Source organism: Streptomyces niveiscabiei (genome assembly GCF_001419795.1).
In the GTDB taxonomy this organism is placed as follows: Bacteria; Actinomycetota; Actinomycetes; order Streptomycetales; family Streptomycetaceae; genus Streptomyces; species Streptomyces niveiscabiei.
On the sequence record NZ_LIRL01000910.1, the window covers coordinates 1 to 1379 of the forward strand.

Sequence of the window (1379 nt, forward strand, 5' to 3'; positions counted from 1 at the left end):
TTTCATGAGGGGTTGCCCTTCTTCTTTCATGAGGGGTTGCCCTTCTCCGTACGTCTCCCGCGTCTCCTGAGGATCTGCCCTGAACACCGCGCTCGCCGTGTCCCTGTCGTCCGTGCTGCTCGCCGTCTCGCTCGGGTGGGCGGTGCTGCGGCCCTCCGGGAAGTCGGAGGCTCTGGTGGCGGTGCCCGCCGCCGTGCTGGTCGTGGCGCTCGGGGCGATCTCCGCCGGGGACGCGTGGGAGGAGGCGGAGCGGCTCGGTCCGGTCGTCGGGTTCCTCGCGGCCGTGCTGGTGCTGGCGCACTTCTGCGCGGTGGAGGGGCTGTTCACGGCGTGCGGGGCGTGGCTCGCGCGGCGCGCTGCGGGGCGCCCCCGGCGGCTGCTGACCTCGGTGTTCGCGCTGGCGTCGGTCATCACGGCCGTCCTGAGCCTGGACGCCACGGTCGTCCTGCTGACGCCCATCGTGTTCGCGACGGCGACCCGGCTGAAGGTGCGCTCCCGGCCGCATGTGTATGCCTGCGCGCATCTGTCCAACACGGCGTCCCTGTTGCTGCCCGTCTCGAACCTGACCAACCTGCTGGCGTTCACGGCGAGCGGGCTGAGCTTCACGCGGTTCGCGGCGCTGATGGTGGTGCCGTGGGTGGTGGCGATCGGGGCGGAGTACCTGGTCATGCGGCGGTTCTTCGCCGCCGATCTGCCCGATCTGGACGCCGTCGAGGAGGACGGGCCCGCGCCCGAGGTGCCGATGTTCGCGCTGGTGACGGTCGCGGCGACGCTCGCCGGGTTCGTCGTCGCGTCGGCGGTGGGCGTCGAGCCCGCGTGGGTGGCGTTCGCGGGGGCGCTCGTCCTCGCGGTCCGCGCGCTGGTGCGGGGGCAGGCCGGGCCGGTCGAGGTGGTGCGGGCTGCGGCGCCCGGGTTCCTCGCGTTCGTGCTGGCCCTGGGGATCGTCGTGCGCGGTGTCGTCGACAACGGGCTCGGGGACGCGCTCGGGCATGTGCTGCCGGGCGGGTCGGGGCTGCTCGCGCTGCTCGGGTTCGCCGCGGTGGCCGCGCTGCTCGCGAACCTGATCAACAACCTGCCGGCCGTCCTGGCGCTGGCGCCGCTGGCCGCGCCGGTGGGGCCCGGGGCGGTGCTCGCGGTGCTCCTCGGGGTGAACATCGGGCCGAACCTCACGTACGCCGGGTCCCTCGCGACGCTGCTGTGGCGGCGGGTGGTGCACGGGCACGAGGAGCGGGTGGACGTCGGCGAGTTCACGCGGCTCGGGCTGCTGACGGTGCCGGTGGCGCTGGTGGGGTCGGTGGTGGCGTTGTGGGGGGCGCTTCAGGTCGTGTAACCGTGTCACCGCCGGGCTCTTGGGGCTCGGCGGTGACAGGGGTTGTGGG

General features: G+C 73.6%; 1 protein-coding gene. It reads left to right on the plus strand.

Annotation, left to right across the window (positions count from 1 at the left end; all coding sequences use genetic code 11):
• The first annotated feature begins 79 nt into the window (after positions 1-79).
• Positions 80-1330, plus strand: coding sequence for an SLC13 family permease (locus tag AOK24_RS36755; protein WP_055724289.1), 1251 nt, complete (start codon positions 80-82; stop codon positions 1328-1330).
• Positions 1331-1379 lie beyond the last annotated feature (49 nt).